At 63.7% G+C, this 15,665-nt stretch carries 13 protein-coding genes; 9 read left to right on the top strand and 4 right to left on the bottom strand.

Features of this window, described 5'->3' with window-relative positions; all coding sequences use genetic code 11:
• Positions 1 to 17 precede the first annotated feature (17 nt).
• The 4 genes from ACKTEK_RS10005 to ACKTEK_RS10020 are packed head-to-tail and all read left to right on the top strand — an operon-like array spanning position 18 to position 2,617.
• Entirely contained in the window at positions 18 to 848 is an 831-nt protein-coding gene (locus ACKTEK_RS10005; protein WP_409165146.1) for an ATP-binding cassette domain-containing protein, read from the top strand.
• Positions 838 to 1,632, top strand: coding sequence for a metal ABC transporter permease (locus ACKTEK_RS10010; RefSeq protein WP_409165147.1), 795 nt, complete (start codon positions 838 to 840; stop codon positions 1,630 to 1,632). Before ACKTEK_RS10005 ends, ACKTEK_RS10010 begins: the two co-directional genes overlap by 11 nt.
• Positions 1,633 to 1,636: 4 nt before the next feature.
• Complete coding sequence (locus tag ACKTEK_RS10015; RefSeq protein ID WP_409165148.1) at positions 1,637 to 2,041, top strand: Fur family transcriptional regulator; 405 nt, start codon at positions 1,637 to 1,639, stop codon at positions 2,039 to 2,041.
• An 18-nt stretch (positions 2,042 to 2,059) separates the two neighbouring features.
• Positions 2,060 to 2,617: a hypothetical protein gene (locus ACKTEK_RS10020; RefSeq protein ID WP_409165149.1), complete on the top strand. Its 558-nt coding sequence runs from the start codon at positions 2,060 to 2,062 to the stop codon at positions 2,615 to 2,617.
• Between the two features lie 3 nt (positions 2,618 to 2,620).
• Here the strand turns inward: ACKTEK_RS10020 and ACKTEK_RS10025 are convergent, their stop codons facing one another.
• The 3 genes from ACKTEK_RS10025 to ACKTEK_RS10035 all read right to left on the bottom strand — a co-directional run bounded on the left by ACKTEK_RS10025 (position 2,621) and on the right by ACKTEK_RS10035 (position 5,581).
• Entirely contained in the window at positions 2,621 to 3,937 is a 1,317-nt protein-coding gene (locus tag ACKTEK_RS10025) for a TRAP transporter large permease (RefSeq protein WP_409165150.1), read from the bottom strand.
• A complete protein-coding gene (locus ACKTEK_RS10030) occupies positions 3,934 to 4,455 on the bottom strand; it encodes a TRAP transporter small permease (RefSeq protein WP_409165151.1) in 522 nt (173 codons plus the stop codon). Before ACKTEK_RS10030 ends, ACKTEK_RS10025 begins: the two co-directional genes overlap by 4 nt.
• Before the next feature lie 94 nt (positions 4,456 to 4,549).
• Positions 4,550 to 5,581, bottom strand: coding sequence for a TRAP transporter substrate-binding protein (locus ACKTEK_RS10035; protein ID WP_409165152.1), 1,032 nt, complete (start codon positions 5,579 to 5,581; stop codon positions 4,550 to 4,552).
• A gap of 282 nt (positions 5,582 to 5,863) precedes the next feature.
• On the opposite strand from ACKTEK_RS10035, the gene ACKTEK_RS10040 reads away from it, so the two are divergent.
• Together ACKTEK_RS10040 and ligD are read left to right on the top strand one after the other, a co-directional pair.
• Positions 5,864 to 6,739 (top strand): Ku protein, encoded by an 876-nt coding sequence (locus ACKTEK_RS10040; protein ID WP_409165153.1) that lies wholly within the window; start codon positions 5,864 to 5,866, stop codon positions 6,737 to 6,739.
• A gap of 3 nt (positions 6,740 to 6,742) precedes the next feature.
• Entirely contained in the window at positions 6,743 to 9,220 is a 2,478-nt protein-coding gene (gene ligD / locus ACKTEK_RS10045) for a DNA ligase D (RefSeq protein ID WP_409165154.1), read from the top strand.
• Between the two features lie 23 nt (positions 9,221 to 9,243).
• Here ligD and ACKTEK_RS10050 read toward each other — a convergent pair whose 3' ends face one another.
• On the bottom strand, positions 9,244 to 10,431 hold the full coding sequence (locus tag ACKTEK_RS10050; RefSeq protein ID WP_409165155.1) for a winged helix-turn-helix domain-containing protein: 1,188 nt from the start codon (positions 10,429 to 10,431) through the stop codon (positions 9,244 to 9,246).
• A gap of 265 nt (positions 10,432 to 10,696) precedes the next feature.
• On the opposite strand from ACKTEK_RS10050, the gene ACKTEK_RS10055 reads away from it, so the two are divergent.
• From ACKTEK_RS10055 to ACKTEK_RS10065, 3 genes are all read left to right on the top strand, one after another.
• The gene (locus tag ACKTEK_RS10055; RefSeq protein WP_409165156.1) at positions 10,697 to 12,241 is read left to right on the top strand and encodes a glucan biosynthesis protein; all 1,545 of its coding nucleotides are present in this window, start codon (positions 10,697 to 10,699) and stop codon (positions 12,239 to 12,241) included.
• Positions 12,238 to 14,091: a glucans biosynthesis glucosyltransferase MdoH gene (gene mdoH, locus ACKTEK_RS10060; RefSeq protein WP_409165157.1), complete on the top strand. Its 1,854-nt coding sequence runs from the start codon at positions 12,238 to 12,240 to the stop codon at positions 14,089 to 14,091. Before ACKTEK_RS10055 ends, mdoH begins: the two co-directional genes overlap by 4 nt.
• Positions 14,092 to 14,328: 237 nt before the next feature.
• Positions 14,329 to 15,492, top strand: coding sequence for a tyrosine-type recombinase/integrase (locus ACKTEK_RS10065; protein WP_409165158.1), 1,164 nt, complete (start codon positions 14,329 to 14,331; stop codon positions 15,490 to 15,492).
• Positions 15,493 to 15,665 lie beyond the last annotated feature (173 nt).

Consider the following 15,665-nt stretch of genomic DNA (forward strand, 5'->3'; position numbering starts at 1 on the left):
CTTCTAAAGGATGCGACGTGGCCGACCCCGAAAACCAGCTGGTTTCCCTCGACAAGGCCGGCATCCGTCGCGGCGACACGTGGCCGGTGCGTGGTGTCACGCTGTCCGTGGCGCGCGGCGAAATCGTCACGCTGATCGGCCCGAACGGCTCTGGCAAGTCCACCACCGTGAAACTCGCGCTTGGCATCGTCTCTCCTGACGAAGGCACCGCGTCCCGCGCGCGCGGTTTGCGCGTTGCCTACGTGCCGCAGACACTGGCAATCGACTGGACGCTGCCGCTCTCCGTCACGCGCTTTCTCCACCTGACCGGTGCCATCACCGAGGACGAGGCGAAAGAGGCACTCACCGCAACCGGCATCCCCCAGCTTGCGGGAGCGCAGATGCAGACGCTATCGGGCGGCGAGTTTCAGCGCGCATTGCTGGCGCGCGCCATGTGCCGCAAGCCCGACCTGCTGGTGCTGGACGAGCCCGTGCAGGGCGTCGACTTCAACGGTGAAGTCGCGCTCTACGAACTGATCGCGAAAATTCGCGACCGGCTCGGCTGCGGCATCCTCATGGTGTCGCACGACCTGCACATCGTCATGGCTGCGACCGACCGCGTCATCTGCCTCAACGGGCATGTCTGCTGCGAGGGTTCGCCCAGCGCAGTGGCCGATGCACCGGCCTACCGCCAGCTGTTTGGCGGGCGAGGCAGCCCGGCCCACGCAATCTACCAGCATAGCCACGACCACACGCACCTGCCCGACGGGCGGGTGAAGCACGCCGACGGCACGATCACCGAAAGCTGCCATCCGGACGATGGCCACCATCACCACCACGACCACGAGGAGCATGACCATGCTCGATGATTTCTTCGTGCGCGCGATCGTCGCCGGCGTCGGCGTCGCGCTGGTCGCCGGTCCTCTGGGCTGCTTCATCGTCTGGCGCAGGCTCGCCTATTTCGGCGACACGCTGTCCCACGCGGCGCTCCTCGGCGTGGCTGTCGCGCTGTTGCTGGAGGTGAACGTCACTCTCGCGGTCTTCTTGGTCTCATCAGCCGTCGCCCTGCTGCTGATCGGCCTGCAGCGCCGCGCCAGCCTCTCCGGCGATGCCCTGCTTGGATTGCTGGCCCATTCCTCGCTGGCTCTCGGGCTGGTGGCGCTCGCCTTCATGACGTGGATCCGCTTCGACCTGATGGGGCTTCTATTCGGCGACATCCTCGCCGTGTCGAAATCCGATATTGCCGTCATCTGGGGCGGCGGCGCGGTGACGCTCGCAATCCTTGCGTGGATCTGGCGACCGCTGTTCGCGGCAACCGTCAGCCGAGAAATCGCCATGGCGGAGGGCCAGTCCCCCGCGCGCGCGGAAATCGTGTTCATGCTCCTGCTTGCGGCCATCATCGCAATCGCCATGAAGATTGTCGGCGTGCTGCTCATTACCGCGCTGCTGCTGATCCCCGCTGCCGCCGCGCGCCGCCTCGCGACCACGCCGGAGATGATGGCGCTGATTGCAGCCGCTGCCGGTGCCATCGCCGTCATCGCCGGGTTGAACGCGTCGCTGGTGTGGGACACGCCGTCCGGCCCGTCCATCGTCGTGGCAGCCATGGCGCTGTTCGTTGCAAGCCTGCTGCCGCGCGCAGCCATCCGGAGCTGAGGCCATGGGAAAGCACACGCACGACACCACAGACCTCACCCGCAACCAGTCGCTGGTCTATGGCGCGCTGGAAGGATCGGACGGCCCGCTGAGCGCATACGCGATCCTCGATGAACTGCGCGAGGAAGGTCTGCGCGCGCCGCTTCAGGTCTACCGCGCGCTGGAGCGCCTGCTGGAGCTTGGCCTCGTCCACCGGCTGGAAAGTCTCAACGCGTTCGTCGCCTGCAGCCACCCGGCCTGCGAGGAAGACGGCACCGTCGCCTTTGCCATTTGCGAAACCTGCGGCAAGGTTTTCGAGTTTACCGATATAGAGCTCAAATCGCGCATCGGGGCATGGGCGAAGTCCAACGCCTTCCGCCCGCGCAAGACGGCCATCGAGATTCGCGGCCTGTGTGCAGAGTGCGCCTGACCCGACAAGGAACCCGCCATGCCCCGTTTCGCCACGCCCCGCTTCGCTGTTCTCGCCGCATCGCTCGCCATCTCGCTGGCAGCATTGTCACCCGCCATGGCCGAAGGTCCGGCGCTCGTCACGGTGACGGGCAAGGTGTCCGAGCCGAACCGCGGCCCGCTGGACCCGTTCACGGACGCGTTCTTCAAGTTTCAGGACAAGTCGTTCGAAACCGCCCGCACTTTCACCTTTGATGAATTGCGCACGTTCCCGCAGCTGACGGTGTCATCGCGTGCGGAAGGATGGGAGAAGGAAGTGACCGTCTCCGGCCCGGCGCTGTCGGACGTCGCGGAGGCCGCCGGCATCCCGGACGATGCCACCCTCGCCTTCACGGCAATCGACGGCTACACGGTCGAACTCGACGCCGCAGCGCGCGCCGAAAAGGGATGGATCCTCGCGATTGAGGACAATTCCAAGCCGCTGGCCATCGGCGGGCGTGGCCCGGCCTGGCTGATCTACGACACCGGGACGAAAGCCGCCAGCGAGGACGAGGAAGCCCGCTGGGTCTGGTCGGTCATCCTGATCGAGGCGAAGTAGGCGCTAGAGCCAGACGAGGCCGAGCGTCAGGACCGGGAAGGCGATGAGGATCGCCACCCGGATCATGTCGCTGGCCAGGAACGGCAGCGTGCCGCGATAGGTCTCGCGCAGCGGCACGTCCTCGGCCATCGAGTTGATGATGAAGAGGTTCATGCCCACAGGCGGCGTGATCAGGCCGACCTCCACCACGATCAGCACGAGGATGCCGAACCACAGCGCGAAATCCTCCGCCGGCATCCCGAAATCAAGCTGCGACACCACGGGGAAGAAGATGGGCACGGTCAGCAGGATCATGGACAGCGAATCCATGAAGCAGCCGAGCACGAGGTAGAGCAGCAGGATCACCAACAGCACGGTAAGCGGCGTGAAGCCCTGCCCCAGCACCCAGTCCGCCGCCTCCTGCGGCAGCTGCGCGAAGGCCAGGAATGAGTTGAATGCCGCAGCCCCCAGCACGATGAAGAAGATCATCGCCGTGGAATTGGCTGTCGCCAGCAGCGAGGTGACGAGCCTCTCGCGGTTGAGACCGCGATTGACCAGCGCGATCAGCCCGGTGCCTGCCGCGCCCACGGCTGCACCCTCGGTCGGCGTGAAGATGCCGAAATAGATGCCGCCGACCACCGCCGAGAACACCAAAAGCACTGGCCACACGCCCAACAGCGCACGGAAGCGGGCCGCATAGGGCAGTGCTTCGCTGGTACCCGCGCTGTCCGGTTTCAGACGGACGTAGACAGCAATGGCGAGCATGTATCCCAGTGCGGCGAGGATGCCCGGCACGATGGCCGCCACGAAAAGCTTCGCGATGTTCTGTTCCGCCAGGATCGCGTAGATGACCAGCACGACAGATGGTGGAATGAGGATTCCGAGCGTGCCGCCGGCAGCCAGCGTGCCGGTGGACAGTCCGCCGGAATAGCCGGCCCGGCGCAGTTCCGGCAGCGCGACTTGCCCCATCGTCGCGGCGGTTGCCAGCGACGAGCCGCAAATCGAGCCGAAGCCGGCACACGCGCCGACAGATGCCATGGCCATGCCGCCCTTGCGGTGTCCGAGCCAGGCCTGCGCGGCATTGAACAGCGCCTTCGACAAGCCGCCATGGGTCGCGAACTGCCCCATCAGCAGGAACAGCGGCACGATGGACAGCGAGTAGCTGGAAAACGTGTCGTAGGGCAGCGACTTCATCTGCGACATGACCTGCCGCCACGAGTCGTTGACCAGCACCGACCCTCCGATGCCGGTGAGCAGCATGGCAAGCCCGATCGGCATGCGCAGCCCGATCAGTGCCAGCAGAACCGGGAAGGACCAGATCGCAATCTCAAGCTTCGTCATGGAGCGCGCGCCGTCTCTGGATCGCGGAAGGCCTCGCGCCAGCTCCGCACAACCGTGAAGGCTGCAACGAGCGTGAATGCGACCGCAAGCGGAACGCAGATGGCATAGCCCCACCAGACCGGCAGGCGCAGGATAAACGTGGTCTCGTTATACGTCATCTTGTCCAGCATCCCGGCCCACAGCCGCCAGGTGATGAACGCCGCAACGGCTGTCATCATCAGGTTGTGGTCGACATACAGGACCGCGTCGCGGCGTTTGCCGATAATTGGCACAAGAATATCAACCGCCACGTGGCCCCGGCTGTACTGGCACCACGGCAGGAAGGCGAAGATCGCGAACGCGGTGCCCGCCTCGACCAGTTCGAAGTCTCCCGGAACCGGCCCAAGGCCAAACGGGATGAGTGCGCGGCCGGTGATGGACACGACCACGAGCAACATCACCGCGACGAGCACCAGCCCGCCAAGAAGCGCAAGCGCCTTGGCGACCAGCTCCACTGCCCGGTCAATGCTGTTCCACACGGTCCCCGTCCCCAACGCCAACTCTTCCTAGCCTAAACGCGAAGCGGGCGGAATGACCGCCCGCTTCAATCACCTGTGCGTGCGCGAAACGCGCTTACATGGCGTTCTTTTCCAGCAGCGCGCGCGCATCGTCAACGAGCGCCTGACCGTCAAAGCCCTGGCCGTTCATGTCCTCGATCCACTTGTCGACGACTGGAGCTGCGGCATCCTTCCAGCGCTGCGTCTCGGGCTCGTCCAGCGTGATGATGGTGTTGCCGGCATCCTCGGCCTTCTTGCGGCCGATCTTGTCGAACTTGTCCATCGCGCGGCCCGCAGTTGCTGCCGCCTCGACACCGGAATTGTCGTCGATGATCTTCTTCAGGTCGTCCGGCAGGTTGTCGTAGGACTCCTGGTTCATCGCGAAGACGAAGGTCGCGGAGTACAGGCCACGGTCACCGGAAAGCTCGGTGTGGTTGCCAACCAGTTCGGCCATCTTCAACGGCAGCGTGACTTCCCACGGGATGACCGCGCCGTCGATCACGCCCTTGGAGACGGCCTCCGGCACGGCGGGAACCGGCATGCCGATGGGCACCGCACCCAGCGTTTCCAGCATTGAGGTGATGACGCGCGTCGGCCCGCGCAGCTTCATGCCCTTAACGTCTTCCAGCTTGTTGACCGGGCTCTTGGTGTGCAGAAGTCCCGCACCGTGGGTGTGCACGCAGATGACCTTCAGTCCGGGGAAATGGTCGGTCATGTTCTTCTCGTAGTATTCCTGCAGCGCGCGCGAGGTCGCTTCGGCATTGCCGTTGGCGACCATGAACGGCAGCTCGAACGCCTCGATCTTCGGGAAACGGCCCGGCGTGTAGCCCGGCAGCGTCCACACGATGTCGACTGCACCGTCGGTCGCCTGCTGGATCAGCTCCGGCGGCTTTCCGCCGAGCTGCATGGACGGGTAGTGCTCGATCTTGATGCGTCCGCCGGATTCCTTCTCGATCGTCTCGATCCACGGCTGGATGAAATCGGCCGGAACCGAGGACTTGAGCGGCAGGAACTGGTGAAGCTTCAGCGTCACTTCCTGGGCTTCGGCGCTGATCGGCGCGAGCGCGGCGCTCATGGCGAGCAGTCCGGCAGCAAGCAGTTTCTTCATTGGTTTTTCCCTCCCTTGGGGGGTTCGTGGAGCGAGTCGCGGCGTTCATCCGCCGCTTGTGAATTCCTGATCGGGTTCGAGGATTCCCCTACCCCCGGTTTCAAGTCAACTGTTCCCAAGCCCCCAATAGCCTCGCCTGAGCGGCACAAATCACCCCTTTTCGCGTCCATTGCGGTGCCTGGGGGGAACCGCAAGCGTAGCTGGCGCATTTGGATTGTGCGGCGTTCCTGCGTGCGCGAGCGGGCCGGCTCGCCTGCGCGCATTCGTACCAGAGGTGTGCACATGGCTTCGCGAGCATTGTGGAAGGGTCAGCTTCGGTTGTCGCTGGTCTCCATCCCCGTCGAGATTCACTCCGCGACGAAAACGTCATCGCGCATCTCTTTCCGACAGATCCACGGACCGACCGGCAAGCCGATCCACTACCAGAAGGTGGCGGACGGTGTCGGCCCTGTGGACGCCGACGAGATCGTGAAGGGTTTCGAATACGACGACGACAACTACGTCCTCATCGATCCCGATGAGATCGACGCCATCAAGCTGGAAACAAAGAAGACGTTCGAGCTGGTCCAGTTCGTCGGCGCCTGCGAAATCTCACCGCTCTATTTCGACAAGCCCTACTACATTGTCCCGACCGACGAGCTGGCGCAGGAAGCCTACCGCGTCGTGCGCGACGCGCTGCGCCAGTCCGAAAAGATTGGCATCGGCCAGGTGACCCTGCGGGGCCGCGAATATCTCGCCGCTATCAAGCCGTGCGGCGACGGGTTGTTGATGGAGACGCTCCACTACGAAGACGAGATCCGCTCCGCCGACCCGCTGTTTTCCAACATCGAGGACGACGAGGTGTCCGACGACCTGCTCGACGTCGCCTCGGCCCTGATCGAGAAGAAGACCTCGCCCTTCGATGCCTCCGCCTACAAGGACCACTATTCCCAGGCGCTGCGCGACCTTGTGGACGCCAAGACCAAGAGCAAGAAGACCAAGCGGGTCACGGCGTCCGATTCCGGCGAGGGCCGCCCCTCCGGCGAGAATGTCGTCGACCTGATGGCCGCATTGAAGCAGAGCCTGAAGGGGTCGGAAAAATCGAAATCCTCGACCAGCAAGAAGCCCGCCGCGAAGAAACCGTCTTCGCGCTCGAGCAGCACCAAGAAGGCCTCGTAAGCCATGAACGCGCTTCGCGAATACAACGAGAAGCGTGATTTCTCGGTCACCGCCGAACCGCAAGGCAAGGCGGGCAAGGCCCGCAACACGGGTCTGCAATTCCTCGTCCAGAAGCACGACGCGACCCGCCTCCACTACGACTTGCGACTTGAACTGGGCGGCGTGCTGCTGAGCTGGGCAGTGACGAAGGGGCCAAGCGCCGACACCTCCGAAAAGCGCCTCGCCGTGCGCACCGAGGACCACCCCCTCTCCTACGGCGATTTCGAAGGGACCATCCCGAAGGGCGAGTATGGCGGCGGCACCGTCATGCTCTGGGATACCGGCACGTGGGAGCCGAACGACCCGCCGGAAAAGGCACTCGCCAAGGGCAAGATCTCGTTTCGGATCTACGGCAAGCGGATGCAGGGCAACTGGGCGCTGGTGAAGCTCAAGCCGCGCAAGGGCGAAAAGCGCGAGAACTGGCTTCTGATCAAGGAGAAAGACGAATTCACCATCGACGAGCCGGATCTGCTGACCGAGGAAAACCTCGTCAGCGTGAAGACCGGGCGCACGATGGACGAGATCGCCAAGGGCGCGAAGGCCAAGAAGCAGGCCGGTCGCAAGCGCCTTGCCAACCCGAAATTCGTCAAGCCGCAACTGGCGACCCTGGTGGACGCAGCACCTGAGGGCGACGACTGGCTGCACGAGACGAAGTTCGACGGCTACCGCTGCCTCGCCTCCATCGGCAGCAGCGGCGTGAAGCTCTACACCCGCTCCGGCCTCGACTGGTCCGACAAGTTCGCCCCGTTGATCCCGGCATTCGAGGAACTGCACTGCAAGAGTGCGCTGATCGATGGTGAAGTCGTCGCGCCCGGATGGGGCGAGATGACGGAGTTCTCCGCGCTTCAGAAGGCGCTGAAGGAAGGAACGCCGCTGCGCTTCTACGCTTTTGACCTGCTGGAGATCGACGGCAAGTCTCTGAAATCCAGACCCCTCACCGCGCGTAAGGAAGCGCTGGCCGAACTCATCCACGAGGAGTCCGATGGCGCGGTGCGCCACTCCGTTCACGTGGAAGGCGACGGTGCCGACATCCACGCGCAAATCTGCAAGGCCGGTGGCGAAGGCATCATCGCGAAGAAGGCCGATGCGCCCTATCGCAGCGCCCGCACGAAGAGCTGGCTCAAGGTGAAGTGCACACGTCGGCAGGAATTCGTCGTCGGCGGCACCTCGAAATCGGACAAGCCCGGCCGTCCGTTCTCCTCCCTGCTGCTCGGCCAGTACGAGAACGGCGAGCTGGTCTATCGCGGCCGCGTCGGGTCGGGCTTTTCGGAAGAAGACCTCGAAAGCCTGGAGGCGCTCTTCCAGTCCCTTGAACGCAAGACCTCGCCCTTCGATGATTTGCCGCGTTCCGTGGCCCGCGATGCGCGCTGGGTCACGCCGAAGACGGTCGTGGAAATAGATTTCGCCGAGTTCACCCATGATGGCGCAGTGCGGCACGGGGTATTCCTTGGCGTGCGGGAGGACAGGAGCCCGGAGACCGTGACACCTCAAACGAAGAAGACGGTCGAAACCACAAAGACCAACGGCAGCAAGAACCGGAGCGGAAAGGCCGACGTGCTCGGCATCAAGGTTTCAAGCCCTGACCGGGCTGTCTTCCCCAATGCCGGTGTCACCAAGAAGCAGCTTGCCGAGTACTATGCGCAGATTGGCGAACGCATGGCGCAGGTCGTTGCCGACCGCCCCCTGTCGCTGGTCCGCTGCCCGGAAGGCATCGGCTCGGACTGCTTCTTCCAGAAGCACGCCATGCGCGGAGCGCCGGACGCGCTGAAATCCGTGACCCTGAAGGAAAGCGACGGCGACGAGGCTGAGTATCTCTACGTGGACGACGCGCGGGGCCTCGTCGCCGCCGTCCAGATGGGCTCGATCGAGTTCCACGTCTGGGGCTCGCGCCGCGACAAGCTGGAGAAGCCGGACCGGCTCGTCTTCGATCTCGATCCGGACGAGTACCTCGGCTTCAAGGCGGTCAAGGATGCCGCCTTCCACATCCGCGACGAACTCGATGCGCTGGAGCTGAAATCCACCGCCATGCTGACCGGCGGCAAGGGCATCCACGTCATCGTGCCGCTGCGCCGTACGATCTCATGGGACACGCTGAAGACATTCTCCAAGACCTTCGCGACCCTGATGAGCGAGGCCGAGCCGAAGCGCTACATCGCCACCATGTCGAAGGCCAAGCGCAAGGGCCGCATCTTCATCGACTGGCTGCGCAACGAGCGCGGCTCGACGGCGATTGCGCCATACTCGGTGCGGGCACGCACCGGCGCGCCGGTGGCTGTTCCGGTCACTTGGGATGAACTGTCGTCGCTGCGTGCGGCCTCGAAGTTCAAGACGAAGGATGCACTCAAGCGGCTGGACCAGTCATGTCCTTATATCGAGGCGCTCGACGACCTGCAGACCATCGGCAACCGGACACTGGAACTGCTCCAAAAGAAAATGTCGTGACCGCCGATCGCCCCGGCGCGTGACTACCGCAGCCAGTCCGGTTCGAAGCTGACCTCGGAGACGTTCGCCAGCCGTGCCGAGCGTTCCAGCGCGCCAGCCAGCTTTGCCAGCCGGCCCTTACCGAATGCCACGCCCGGCTCCGGCCATAGCGCGCGCACGTGCAGCCGGTCGGCATCGCGTTCGGCCTTCATGTCGATGCGCCCGACGAGGCGGTCCCCTTCCATGATCGGGAAGACGTAGTAGCCGTACTTGCGCTGCGGCTCGGGCACGAAGATCTCGATGCGGTAGAAAAAACCGAACAGCCGCTCGGCCCGCTTCCTGTCTCGCAGTGCCGGATCGAACGGGCTGAGGATTCGCATCCGCGAGGGCGCGGCTTCCGGCTCGACATCCAAGAGTCCCGGCCGGCAGAACGACTTGCGCCAGCGCCCGTCCACCTGCTCGATCTCGATTTCGATGATCTCGCCGCGCGCCAGCGCCTCCGCGCACCAGACCTTGGCCTCCGACGGCGTGATCAGGTCCCAGAATGCGGCGATCTCGCCGGACGTCGCGAAGCCGAGTTTGTCGAGCGCGGAGTTGCAGGCCCAGTCGATGGTTTGCGCCTCGTGCGGCATTGCGTCGAGATGCTTGTCCGGAATGACGTTCTCGGTCAGGTCGTAGACCTTGCGGAAGCCCTCACGCCGCGTGACCGAAAGCTGGCCCGTGCGCCACAAATATTCGAGCGCGGTCTTGGAAGGGTGCCAGTCCCACCACCCGCCGGAGGAGCGCGCTTCGTCCTCGCCCACATCCGCCGAGCAGCACGGGCCGTGATCGGATATCCGCCGCAACACGTCGTCGAACTTTTCCTCAAACCCCGACCGGCCCCACTTCTTCCAGCGCTCGGCCAAGGCCACTTCATAGCGGCGAAACTTCAGCCGCCAGTGCGGGAAATGCTGCATGGAGATCATGCTGGCATCGTGCGTCCAGTGCTCGAAAACCCCGCGGTCCCGGTCGTGCAGCAGTTCCAGCGCACGCGGCCTGTAGGCGGGCCTGCGGGCATGCAGGATCATGTGATGGGCGCGCGCAACCGTGTTGATGGAATCGATCTGCACGAATCCGAGCGTGTCGATCAGCCCCTGCAAGTCCGCGCCTTTCGCGGTGCCGGCAGGCGTACCTGCAAGCGCGTGCCGGTCCAAAAAATGGGCACGCGCGGTGCGGTTGTCGATGCGGGGCATGAGACTCATTCCCGCTACATATCAAAGCCTGTCGCAACGCCAACCCGAAACCGGGCGAGACCGGCGTTCCGCGCATTCCCCTCATGCTCAAATTTTCGTCTCGCCGCAGCGCGGTCAAGCCATAAGTTAGCCGTGTTTGCGTCCTCGACTTGTCCGTCGGGGGCAGCCAATTCCTTGATCCTTGAACAACCGTCTCCCGGGCCTTGCGCGCTTTCAGCCCGCAGGTTCGTTTCACGCAACAAACGAGTCTCAATCGATCCTGATCATGTCGCATTCCGCCGCTCGCGTCCTGTCGCACCTCCTGCTTCTCTCTCTCCTCGTCCTGCCCTTCGATTCCGCCCGCAACGCCGCAAACGCGGCCGAGGGCGAAGCCCTGTTCGACATGGTGAAACAGAAGGCGGAGGCGCTCGCCGCCGCTGACTATGTCGCGCCCCAGGAGGTGGATGTGGCCGGTCTGCCGCAGGGCTACGACGAGTATCGCCGTGTGACCTACGACCGCGAGCGCGCGCTGTGGCAGTCCTCGCCCACGGGGTTCCAGGTCCAGTTCCTGCCCGCCGGCTGGCTGTTCAAGCACGCGGTGGACATCTGGGCCGTGGAAGACGGCGAGCCAAGCCAGATCGCGCTCGGACCGGACGATTTCGTCGACGGCCGCTCGACTGCCGAAGGCCGCCTCGACATGGTCGAGCAGTCGATCCCCTTGTCGGGCTTCCGCATCAACTGGCCGCTCAACGAGGAAGGCAAGGCCGATGAGGTCATCGTCTTCCAGGGCGCCAGCTATTTCCGCGCGCTGGCGCGGGGCCAGCACTACGGCCTGTCTGCCCGCGCGCTCGCCATCGACACCGCCAGCCCGTCCGGCGAGGAGTTTCCCGAATTCCGCGAGTTCTGGCTGGTCCAGCCGCGCGAAGGTGATACGTCCATCACCATCTACGCACTGCTCGACAGCCCTTCGGCTGCCGGCGCATACCGCTTCACCGTGACGCCGGGCGCGGTCACGCTGGTCGATGTCGACAGCATGGTTTACCCGCGCCGCGAGATCGCAAATTTCGGCATCGCCCCCCTCACCAGCATGTTCCTCGTCGGACCGATTGCGCCGCGTCGCGCCGACGACTTCCGGCCCGAAATCCACGATTCGGATGGTCTTGCGATCCTGAACGGCAGCAACGAGCGCATCTGGCGCCCGCTGGCCAATCCGCGCACGCTTCAGATCAGTTCGTTCATGGATGCCGGCGTGAAGGGCTTCGGCCTCATGCAGCGCGAGCGCCGCTTCCCGCGCTACGAGGACCTCGAAGCCAGGTACGACCTGCGTCCGAGCACCTGGGTGGAAGCCGGCGAAGGCTTCCAGGACGGCAACGTGGTGCTCGTCGAGATCCCGACCGACCTAGAGATCCACGACAACATCGTCAGCTACTGGCAACCGGCCCAGCCGCTGGTGCCGGGCACCCCGCGCCGCTTCGCCTATACCCTGCAGTGGCGAAAGCATGCGCCGACGCAGGAGATGGGCCCCCACGTGATGTGGACGCGGGCCGGTGGCGTTCCGGCAGCAGGTGACGAGGAAATCTACCGCTTCATCATCGATTATTCGCCTGCGGCCAGCGGCGACCCGGCCACCATGCGCCAAGCGGAAGTGACTACGTCCAAGGGCACCGTGCGCCACGTCTCGGTGCAGGACAACGAAGTGACGGGCGGATTGCGCGTCACGTTTGAATTTCTGCCTGAAGGCGCCAAAGTCGCGGAACTAAGAGCCACCCTTCCGAGTTCTCCTGACATTCCTGCAGAAAATTGGCTCTATCGGTGGACCCCGACAAGATGAATGACTGGCGTGCGTCTGAAGACCCCGACCTGATCACGCGCGCGTCAGCGCGCAGCTTCAGCCCTCTCGCCATGCCTGCACAGAACCTTGCCCGCCATCCCATGACGGCGCAGCGGCTGAAGCCTGCTGCAACACGCCGGTCGACCGGCTCCACGCTGATCCTTGCGCTGGTACTGCTTGCCACGTTCATCGCCACCGCGATCTTTGTGCGCGGGCTGTGGGGCGCGCTGTCGCTGCAGAACGGCGGCTCGCTGGCGCACTACCTGTTTCTGGCCAACGCCTCTGTGCTGTTCGCCTGGATTGCCTTCGCCGGCGCGAACGCGACCGCAGGCGCGATCGCCATCGTCGCCGGGCGCGGTCGCGACACGATCAAGCTTCCGGCAAGCGGTGAACCGATCACCACCCGCAACGCCCTGCTCTTCCCAATCTACCACGAAGACCCCAACGAGATTGCCCAGCGCATCGCCGAGCTCGACGCCCAGCTGCGCGCGCGCGGCAACGAGAAGCATTTCGACGTCTTCGTCCTCAGTGACAGCCGGTCCGAGGAAGCCCGCGCGCAGGAGCGCGACGTGTTCGCCCGCCTCGTCACCGAGCGCGGCGTTGCACTGCCCGTGCTTTATCGCAACCGCGACCAGAACATCGGCAAGAAGGCCGGCAACATTGCAGACTGGGTGACGCGCCACGGCGGACGCTACAGCCATTTCGTGATCTTCGATGCCGACAGCCGCATCACCGGCAGCCTGCTGGCGCGCCTCGTCGCGGCCATGGAGCGCAGCCACGACAGCGGCATCATCCAGACGGTGCCGCGCCTCGCGAACCCGCGTACAGTCTTCGCAGCGCTCAATGCCTTCGCGCACAACATCTACGGCCCCGCCTTCGCCGCGGGCTTTGCCTCGTGGCAGGGCGCGTCGGGCAATTACTGGGGCCACAACGCCATCATCCGCACCCGCGCCTTCGCCCAGGCAGCCGGCTTGCCGGAGCTACCGGGCAAGGCGCCCTTTGGCGGGCACATCCAGAGCCACGATTTCGTGGAAGCAGCGCTCATCCGCCGTGCCGGCTGGCGCGTCGATCTCGTGACCAGCCCCAAGGGAAGCTCCGAGGAAGGCCCGACCACGGTCGTCGACATGGCGGTGCGCGACCGCCGCTGGATGCAGGGCAACCTGCAGCACCTGCGCGTGCTCACGGCACGCGGTCTTGCCCCCATCAGCCGCATGCACATGGCATTCGGCATTCTCGGCTACCTTTCCTCCGCGCTTTGGGCTTCCATGCTTGTGCTTGGCACATGGCTGTCGTGGCAGGAGCAGACCCGCGTCACCAGCTACTTCACCGACACCAAGACGCTGTTTCCCAGCTGGCCGACCTTCGACCCCGAAGCCGGTCTCGCGGTGCTGAGCGGCACAGCGGCCGTGCTGTTCCTGCCCAAGATTTCCGGCCTGCTGGCGCACCTGTGGACAACGCGCGCAACTGCGCTGGAAACCGTCGCGACCGTTGCTGCCGCCATCGGCGAAACGCTGCTGAGCATGCTGATCGCCCCGGTGATGATGCTGATCCACCTGCGCGGACTGTTCGATATTCTCGCGGGCCACGATTCCGGCTGGGCCGCTCAGGTCCGCGATGCCCGCCAGATCACGCTGGCACAGTCGGCACGCTTCCACCTGGCGCATGTCGTCATCGGGTTGCTGCTCGCGGTGGTGTCTCTGCTGATCTCGGTCGAGATCGCGGCCTGGATGCTGCCCGTGACACTCGGCCTCGTCGCTTCTCCGATCGTGACCTGGGCCACAGCGCGCCGCTGGCGCCCCGTCACGCGCCGCCGCGCGGCCTTGCGCGCACATCGCATGCGCCCGGCCTGAGGCCGGTCTTCACGTCGAATTTTCTGGAAGGATTGGTGGGCGCACAAGGACTCGAACCTTGGACCCGCTGATTAAGAGTTTGAAGCCAGTCGTTTTTCGTGAGTATCGGTCAGTACTGAAATATGCGTCATATCAATAAGTTACATCAGGTATTGGCGTCAGACGGCATCAAAGGCCGTTGGTGAATGGCAGGCAATCCGGTTACTATTTGGTTACTGACAATAGGAATTGAACCGAATGGTACTCACGCAACGCAGCGCCGCAAGCGCCCGCCCACAAGCCAAGGAAAGCTACATCTGGGATGCGGGTCTGAAAGGGTTCGCGCTGAAGATCACGCCAAAAGGACGCAAGGTTTTCCTGGTTCAGTATCGTGCCCCAGACGCAACGGGTCGAACGCGGCGCATCACCTTGGGGAAGTACGGCGACCTGACTGTTGAGGAAGCACGTCGTCAAGCGAAGAAGCTACTGGCGGAATTGGCTCTGGGGAAAGACCCGGCCACGGAAAAACGTGCTGAGCGCAAACGCAAGCTCACACTCAATGGTGCAATCGACCAGTTTCTCGAACAGCACGTCGAACCTAAGCGTGCCACACGAACTGCGGCCGAGTACAGACGTCTGATTGATCAGGACATTCGCGTTGTCCTCGGTACGAAAACAGTCAACACGGTGACGCATGCTGACGTGGCTCGACTGCACACTGCGATGTCGAAGACGCCATACGCTGCCAATCGTGCAATTGCCGTGCTCTCCAAGTTCTTCAACTGGTGTGAGGTGCGTGGATTGAGAAACGAGCATTCCAATCCGTGCCGGCATATCGAGAAGTACCGGGAACAGGCGCGCAATCGGTTCCTGTCCAGCGCAGAATTGACACGGCTAGGTGTCGTGCTGCAATCACCAGCGGTAACAGGGAAGTGCTCGGTCTATGTGGTCGCAGCGATTAGGCTGCTCAGCCTGACCGGTGCCCGGTTGAATGAGATATTGACGATGGAGTGGTCGTTCGTCGATCTCGAGCATCGGCAGTTGCGATTGCCTCGCTCAAAGACAGGCGCCCGAACCATCCACCTCAACGACGCAGCAATCGATGTACTGAGGTCAATCCCTCGTATCGATGGAAACCCGTATGTGGTTTGCGGCACGCGAAATGGGCAACATCTCGTCAATCTGCAAAAGCCCTGGCAACACATCAGGACCATCGCAGAGCTCGATGATGTCCGCATCCACGACCTCCGTCACAGCTATGCCGCCGTTGCAGCCTCCTCTGGCCTGTCCCTCCCCATGATCGGTGCGCTGCTTGGCCATACGCAAGCCCAGACAACGAAGCGATACGCACATCTTGCGGATGATCCTCTCAAGGAAGCGAATGAGAGAATTGGCGGGACAATCCACAACCTCATGAATTGACTACGAATCTGGGGGCAGAGGTTCGAATCCTTTCGGGCGCGCCAATCATTCCAATGAATTCGCTGAATTGCGGAATCTGCTCGCAAAGCTTTGTCAGTTGGATGTCAGCAGTTGGACCCATTTCGCATGTCAGTGTTGGTGGGCGCGAATTCGCGTGACCCAAATCGCGAAAC

The organism is Tepidamorphus sp. 3E244, from assembly GCF_046159835.1.
In the GTDB taxonomy this organism is placed as follows: Bacteria; Pseudomonadota; Alphaproteobacteria; order Rhizobiales; family Tepidamorphaceae; genus JACKJK01.

What these genes read in the sequence shown, in the direction of transcription:
- ACKTEK_RS10015 (WP_409165148.1), top strand. Translation starts at nt 1,637, where the DNA reads ATGGGAAAGCACACGCACGACACCACAGACCTCACCCGCAACCAGTCG.
- ACKTEK_RS10065 (WP_409165158.1), top strand. Translation starts at nt 14,329, where the DNA reads ATGGTACTCACGCAACGCAGCGCCGCAAGCGCCCGCCCACAAGCCAAG.
- ACKTEK_RS10025 (WP_409165150.1), bottom strand. Translation starts at nt 3,937, where the DNA reads ATGACGAAGCTTGAGATTGCGATCTGGTCCTTCCCGGTTCTGCTGGCA.
- ACKTEK_RS10035 (WP_409165152.1), bottom strand. Translation starts at nt 5,581, where the DNA reads ATGAAGAAACTGCTTGCTGCCGGACTGCTCGCCATGAGCGCCGCGCTC.
- ACKTEK_RS10010 (WP_409165147.1), top strand. Translation starts at nt 838, where the DNA reads ATGCTCGATGATTTCTTCGTGCGCGCGATCGTCGCCGGCGTCGGCGTC.
- ACKTEK_RS10020 (WP_409165149.1), top strand. Translation starts at nt 2,060, where the DNA reads ATGCCCCGTTTCGCCACGCCCCGCTTCGCTGTTCTCGCCGCATCGCTC.
- ACKTEK_RS10055 (WP_409165156.1), top strand. Translation starts at nt 10,697, where the DNA reads ATGTCGCATTCCGCCGCTCGCGTCCTGTCGCACCTCCTGCTTCTCTCT.
- mdoH (WP_409165157.1), top strand. Translation starts at nt 12,238, where the DNA reads ATGAATGACTGGCGTGCGTCTGAAGACCCCGACCTGATCACGCGCGCG.
- ACKTEK_RS10050 (WP_409165155.1), bottom strand. Translation starts at nt 10,431, where the DNA reads ATGCCCCGCATCGACAACCGCACCGCGCGTGCCCATTTTTTGGACCGG.
- ACKTEK_RS10040 (WP_409165153.1), top strand. Translation starts at nt 5,864, where the DNA reads ATGGCTTCGCGAGCATTGTGGAAGGGTCAGCTTCGGTTGTCGCTGGTC.
- ligD (WP_409165154.1), top strand. Translation starts at nt 6,743, where the DNA reads ATGAACGCGCTTCGCGAATACAACGAGAAGCGTGATTTCTCGGTCACC.